The 6,378-nt window shown below is 68.2% G+C and carries 6 protein-coding genes; 3 read left to right on the top strand and 3 right to left on the bottom strand.

Annotated features, from left to right (window positions below):
- Nucleotides 1-168 precede the first annotated feature (168 nt).
- Nucleotides 169-711, top strand: a complete 543-nt coding sequence (locus AB0F17_RS49615) for a hypothetical protein (protein WP_358038705.1) — start codon at nucleotides 169-171, stop codon at nucleotides 709-711.
- A 28-nt stretch (nucleotides 712-739) separates the two neighbouring features.
- Nucleotides 740-1,573, top strand: a complete 834-nt coding sequence (locus AB0F17_RS49610; RefSeq protein ID WP_358038702.1) for a hypothetical protein — start codon at nucleotides 740-742, stop codon at nucleotides 1,571-1,573.
- A gap of 30 nt (nucleotides 1,574-1,603) precedes the next feature.
- On the opposite strand, the gene AB0F17_RS49605 is transcribed toward AB0F17_RS49610, so the two are convergent.
- On the bottom strand, nucleotides 1,604-2,089 hold the full coding sequence (locus tag AB0F17_RS49605) for a Pycsar system effector family protein (protein WP_358038700.1): 486 nt from the start codon (nucleotides 2,087-2,089) through the stop codon (nucleotides 1,604-1,606).
- Nucleotides 2,090-2,459: 370 nt separating this feature from the next.
- On the opposite strand from AB0F17_RS49605, the gene AB0F17_RS49600 reads away from it, so the two are divergent.
- Nucleotides 2,460-3,194: an NPP1 family protein gene (locus AB0F17_RS49600; RefSeq protein ID WP_358038697.1), complete on the top strand. Its 735-nt coding sequence runs from the start codon at nucleotides 2,460-2,462 to the stop codon at nucleotides 3,192-3,194.
- A 72-nt stretch (nucleotides 3,195-3,266) separates the two neighbouring features.
- Here AB0F17_RS49600 and AB0F17_RS49595 read toward each other — a convergent pair whose 3' ends face one another.
- Together AB0F17_RS49595 and AB0F17_RS49590 are read right to left on the bottom strand one after the other, a co-directional pair.
- Nucleotides 3,267-4,835, bottom strand: a complete 1,569-nt coding sequence (locus AB0F17_RS49595) for a tannase/feruloyl esterase family alpha/beta hydrolase (RefSeq protein ID WP_358038694.1) — start codon at nucleotides 4,833-4,835, stop codon at nucleotides 3,267-3,269.
- On the bottom strand, nucleotides 4,832-6,364 hold the full coding sequence (locus AB0F17_RS49590) for a CocE/NonD family hydrolase (RefSeq protein WP_358038692.1): 1,533 nt from the start codon (nucleotides 6,362-6,364) through the stop codon (nucleotides 4,832-4,834). Before AB0F17_RS49590 ends, AB0F17_RS49595 begins: the two co-directional genes overlap by 4 nt.
- Nucleotides 6,365-6,378: the final 14 nt, after the last annotated feature.

The raw sequence follows: 6,378 nt of genomic DNA, 5'->3' as shown, positions 1-6,378 counted from the left end.
TGCAGTCCGAGCAAGGCCGGCCACCTCTGCAAGGCCATCGCCGTCCTCCAGAACCACCGCGTTGCTCAGGCCGCCTGAGGATGAAAAAGGGTCACGGTCGACCTGCCCGAGAAGAATTTCATCTCCGATGCCTGGCTCTATTTGTCACCCACCGCGGAAGGCCATGCGATGGCGGATTCCACAACTCCAGACCCGGCCGTGCCCCCTTCGGTTCAGGGCGATAAGAACTTCATCTTCACGAACTCGAGCAATAACACGGTCACCACCGACGTCCATTACGGCCCGGGAGCCCATGCGTGCGACGACGAGGGCCGTTGTGGAAAGGAAGCGCTTGAGACCATGCAGTACGGCCAGGCGCTGCAGTGTTTCAAAGCCGCCGCCCGCAAGAACCCGTACTCATCCGAGCTCGCATATTACCGAGTCCTCGCCGCCCTGCAGCGAATACGCCCCAAGAAGCACAGCAAGCAGACGGTGGCCCAGATGGAAGAGCTTCTTTATGGCGCCTGGCGCCATGACCAGGACCCCCGAGTAGCCGCGTTGTGGGCGCTGATCAAAGAGGACCGGCGTTATTTGGATCGTTCCAATCCGGCTCATCCCGCCGTGACGCAGCTTCAGCATCAGGTCGCTGAGATCTCACCGCACGCGGCGGCGGAGATCCAGTATCACGTACCCGCTCCGGAGTGCCCGACATGGACACTTCTCACCCCATAAAGCGGTCGGTCAACCGAGAGGAACCCTCATGACCATCTCGTTCCAGAACCACCAGCTCATCCGCAACTACTTCCTCGCGCCGACCCGCGCCGAGTACACGCGCTGGACCGTCATCAGCGCGGTGGCGGCGCTGTCGTTCATCCTCATGTTCGGCGGCAGCGGTTTCACCTCGTTCCTCGGCTTCGTGGGCACCGTCGCGGGCCTCATCTGGGGCGTGATCCCCCTGGTCCGGCGGCACGTCACGACTCTGCCCCGAGCCACCGATCAGCAGGTGGACGCCTGGCTGCGGGAGCGGATCGGAGACATCATGCGGGAGGCGCACTCGAAGGTGCATCTGGACCGGGACTCGGTCACCGCGCAGTCCCTCGCACCCATCATCGGGCTTCCCGATCCGCGGAACTATCTGATTCTCATGCGTGAGGGGCGGGATCGAAGGTATCGGTATTCCTTCTACCAGATTCACCTCTTCTTCCTGACCGACTGGAAAATAGTCTCCTATTCCTGCGTGCTCGACATGTTCACCGGTGAGATCGTCCAGGATGCCGCGAAGGACCTCAGCATGAGCAAGATCAACAGCTTGGACACGTTCACCGACCGCATCCAGAGCGCGAGTCGCAAGGACAAGCACACCAAGATCGGGCTTGTCACCCTCAAGGGCGAGATGATCACCGTCAAGGGCTTCAGCGTGACGCTGTCCTCAGGCAGCGGAGTCGGGACCATCACGTCGCTCTCCGCGGGCGGGCAGCAGGCGACCGTCTCGTACGCCGACCCGGACGCGACGATCAGGCAGCTCCGCGAATACATCTGGAAGCACAGCCACGCGCCCGACGACGGTGCGGTGGATCGCACCGTAGAGCCCTGACCGGCGATCGGCGCCCCCTGGTCCAGCCGTTTACGGGATGAGCTGGGCCAGGACGGGGACCACCAGGCAGCACACGATCGCTCCCAGGAGGAGCAGCATGCTGCGCTGGATGCCGCGATACTTCGCATCGGCGATCGCGCTGAGCCGGCGAATCTCCTCGAGCATGAAGGCCTTCTGGCCGTGCGGCGCTCCCGTGGTACCGGCCCCGTGCAGGTTGGTGATCAGCGTCTCGGAGAACGGGCCGACGAACTGTGATCGGCGCCGCCGCAGCCGGTTCGCGGCACGGGCGGAGCGTGGATAGATCGCGGCGGCCAGGCCGATGATCCCCATCGAGCACAGCACGACGCCGAGCCACCACAACCACGCCACGCCGGCGGGGAGTTTTCCGGGATTCCAACTGCCGGCCAGCAAGGCACCCGCTAAGGCCCCCACGCCCACTCCGGCCGTGGCGAGCATGACGGCTGCCTTCTGATCGGCTCGCCCTATCTCCGCGCGCAGATCCGTCAGGATGGCCATGGCCTGGGCGACGGTTTTCTCTTCGCCATTCTCGGGGGCCTGCGCACTCCGCGAAGATCGCTGGATTCTTGCCCTGTTGCGAATGCGTCCGAACACTTCTCCATTGTGCCCGGAAAACCGCTGCCCATACGGATGGAATTGACGAACCGAAGCCAGGAAAGCTTTTCGGGAGATGATTGCTTTGCCGGGTTATGGTGCGGTCGGTAATGCTCGCCGGTGAGGGGCGAATACGGGCTCAAGCCCTTGATTTCTCCCCGCGGGCATGGACGTCACGGGTCCGCCGTCGTCTGATAGAGGCATGATCGATGCGAAAGATCTTCAGAGTGCTCGGCACACGGCGATCGGGCGGTCGAGGCGATTATCGTTCGCCATGCGCGTGCTGGTGGGCGCCGCCGCGATCGTCCTGGCCATCCCGGGCATCGCCTACGCCGCCCCGCCGACCGCCCTCGATGGGGCCGCGCCGTCGAGCGACCGCACCTACCAGCCGGCGTTCGACTATGACGGAGACGGCTGCTACCCCACGCCCGCCATCGGACGCGACGGCACCATCGCTCCGGGCCTGGCACTGGGCGGCGCGGTCAACGGGCAATGCCATGACCTGTCCGACCTCGACAACACCAACTCCTATTCGCGCTCGAAGTGCAACAACGGCTGGTGCGCGTACATGTACGGGCTCTACTTCGAAAAGGACCAGGCACTGCCCGGATGCTGTGGGCACCGGCACGACTGGGAGCACGTCGTGGTCTGGGTCCAGGGCGACACAGCGCAGTACGTGGCGGCGTCCGCGCACGGCAGCTACAACATCCGCCCGCGTGCGCAGCTCCCCTGGGACGAGACCGGGACGCACCCGAAGATCATTTACCACAAGGACGGGCTCTCCACCCACGCGTTCCGCTTCGCGAGCTCCACCGAGCAGCCGGAGAACCACAAGGGCACGTGGCAGTTCCCGGCGCTGGTCGGCTGGGACAACTATCCGCCCGGCTTCCGCGACCTCTTGGTGGCGCACGATTTCGGCTCGGCCAGCTTCGGGCTCAAGGACACCTCGTTCAACGGGGAGCTGGCGAAGGCCAAGCCGACCGGCATCCCGTTCGATCCCTATGCCTGAGCCGGCGCCGACCCGACGTGGCCCGGCGCCGCTGCGGTGCGATCTCGCGTCGGGCCCGCCGAGTCGGGCGCGCTAACACGTGAAGGGTTGGAGAAGGCGGGTCAGGGCGACGCCGTCCGCCGGGTTGTCGTGCACGTACTTCGTCGCGACGATCTCCGTCGGTGCCGCCCCCCGCTCGACCCAGCGCACGATCGGGGTCAGCGTGTCGAAGACGTTCGGGCCGGGGCCGCCCGCGCAGTGGGTCATGCCGGGGACCATGAACAGCCGGGCGAACTCCTGTGTCCGCCTGACCGCCTCGCCGCGCGCACCGGCGGTGGCGCGGACCACCTGGCGGTAGTAGTCGATGGTGTCGTAGGCGGAGACGACCGGGTCGGCCCAGCCCGTGTACATGATGAGCTTGCCGCCGCCGCGCCGGAACGGCTCCAGGTTCGGGTCGGTGGCGTCGATGATCGGGCCGAGCTTCTTCTCCGCGATGCGCAGGTCGCGGTGGAAGTCGAAGGACCACCAGTTCCAGTCCGGATCGTTGAAGACCCAGTAGCGCCAGAAGTTCGCCCGGGCCGGCGCGGTGGTGCCCCAGTAGCCGTTCCATCCCACCCGCACGGTGCCCGACGCGTCCACCACGGGTGCTTCGCTGCCGCCCGGCCAGCCCGGGTAGATCTGCCTGCCGGTACGCGGGTCGCGGGCGCCGGCGTACATCTGCCGTACCGTCTGTACCTGACGCTTCGTCAGGCAGGTGGGGGCGTCGTCGGCGGGGCACCGGAGCGAGGCGGGGTCGAAGGAGCAGCGTCGCGGATCGGTGAGGAAGTCGTCGCCGGCCAGGCCGCCGTCCTTGCCTCGGCACTGCCGGACGGCCGCGTTCGTCAGCAGGGGCAGCTTGGCCGCCGGGATGATCGGGTCAGGGGTGCCGGGGGTGTGATTGCGGAGGAACTGCCAGAGGAATCCGGCGTTGAGCGCGACGCGGTTGTTTCCCGGGTCCCCGGCCACGATGCCGTCGAAGTCGCCGGGGTAGCGCTGGGCCTCCATCAGCGCTTGGTGGCCACCGGTGGAGCAGCCGATGAAATAGGAGTAGCGAGGCTTGGACCCGGTGTACGCCTCGACGATCGGCTTGGCGTTGACGATCGTCTCGTGGACCGCGCGGTGGCCCCAGTCCACGATGATCTCCGGGTTGGCGGCGCCCTGGACGAACACGTCAGGGTCGTCGCCGGTGTGCCCGGTGTCGGTGCCGACGGTCGCGTACCCGGCCGCCAGTGCGGAACCGCCCATGGACGGGAAGTCGACGGCCGAGCTGTATCCTCCGTTGCCGAACATCAGCAGCCGCTGGTTCCACCCCTGGAGAGGTATCCACACCTCGAAGCCGATGGTGGAGCCCGGCACCGGCTTGGCGATGCCGTGGACCCGGCAGAACGCGGGCACGGACGGCAGGATCCGGCCGTCGGGAGCGGCGTATCTCCCCGCGGGGACCGATTCGGCGAGGGTGACGGTCGCGTCGGGCAGCGTCGTGGCGGTCAAGCTCTCGCACGTGCCGCTCTCGGCCGCCGCGGCGGAGGGGAGGTTCAAGGGGAGCGCCATCGACAGTACGGCGAGCGCCGCCAGGAGCGCTCTGAGGCGGATCATCGCGCTGAGCGTGCCCAGGCGGATCATCGCGTGTCCTTCCCGGTGAGCGTGCCGAGGCGGATTTCGCTGCCGCCGTGTCCCACGCGCAACTGGACCCGGCCCGCCGGGGCGTCGGAGTCGATCTCGGGATGGTCGTCGCTGGAGACGGTGACGCGCAGGCTGTGGCCAGCGCTCAGCCGGTAGTGGGTCGGCCAGGTGCGGATCTCCAGGTCATAGGTCCTGCCCGGCCGGACGGGGACGGCGCGTTCGTGGCCGAACCGGTGGCTCGCCTTCAGCCAGCCCTGGGTGATGCGGCCGGCCGTGCCGTCGGGGGCGACGTCCTCGACCACGACCGCGATGTTGCCGTCGGTGGCGCTGAAGGCGGCGCGCACCTTCGCGGTGACGTCGCCGGCGAGGACGATGTCCCGCTGATAGGGCCGTGTCTGGAAGGTGAGCCGCTCGTCCGGGGCCGAGGGGGTCGTCTCGGTGTTGACGGTGAAGCCGAGGGTGGCCGGTTTGCTCCAGCCGGCCGCCAGCGCGCCGTCGGTGCTCAGGCCGAGCCGGGTCCGCCGGGTGCCGGGCGGCGGCCAGGCGGTGAACTGCTGCCAGCCGGTGCCCGGAACCTGATAGGAGGTCACTTTGGCGGCGGGCAGCGGCGCGTCGGCGCGGTTGCCGAGCCAGCGGTCCCACCAGGCGAGGTAGGCGCCGTTGCCGATGTCGGCGGGCTGGCCCGACGGCCAGCCGTGCACCCACGGGCCCGCGACCAGCCACACGTTCTGCGGGCGGGCCTGGAAGTTCGCCACCATGGCGGCCCGGTATCTGTCGTACCATCCGGCGATCTCCAGGACCGGGACGTCCAGGTTCTTCCAGCGGGCCTTGACGCTGCGTTCTCGCCAGTAGTCGTCGTAGAGCGGGTGCTGGGCGTAGGTCACCAGGGTGTCCGGCGCGACGGCGCGCTGCCAGTCCCGGATCCTGGCCGAGTAGATGCCGCCTCGGTAGATGGTGTTCTCGTACCAGTCGCTGATGCCGTCGACGGGGATGATCGCGGCCAGGTGGGGCGGCTTGTTCACCGCGACCAGCAGGGAGGTGTGGCCGCCGTAGCTGACGCCGGTCTGCCCGATCCTGCCGGTGGACCAGGGCTGGGCGGCCAGCCACTCGATGAGGTCGTAGTTGTCGCGTTGTTCCTGCGCGCTGAACGGGTCGAGGTGTCCGGGGGAGGCGCCCGTGCCGCGGGCGTTGCACACGGCGGCGGTGTAGCCACGGGTGACGTAGAAGGCGGCCGCCTGGCCCTGCGCCCGCAGTTGGTCGTAGGCGTTGTAGTCGTAGACGATGCCGGGGAAGCGGCCGTCGGCGGGCCGGCCGTCCGCGCCCGCGGGGCGGTGCAGGTCGCAGGCCAGGTGGCTGCCGTCGCGCAGCGGCACCGAGACCCGCTCGGTGTGCACGCCGTACGTGGCGGCCCGGTCGTAGGAGAAGAACGGGTCGGCCGGCAGCACGGTGTCGGCGTGTACGGGGGCCGGCGCGGCGAGCGGCAGCGTCAGGAGGGCGGACAGGGCGGCGGCGATCCTGCCGTACTTCATGAGGAGGCTCCTCG

This window comes from Nonomuraea sp. NPDC026600, from assembly GCF_040638335.1.
Lineage (GTDB): Bacteria > Actinomycetota > Actinomycetes > Streptosporangiales > Streptosporangiaceae > Nonomuraea.
The sequence above is the reverse complement of the archived record's forward strand: the minus strand, read 5'-3'. Positions and strand labels throughout refer to the sequence as shown.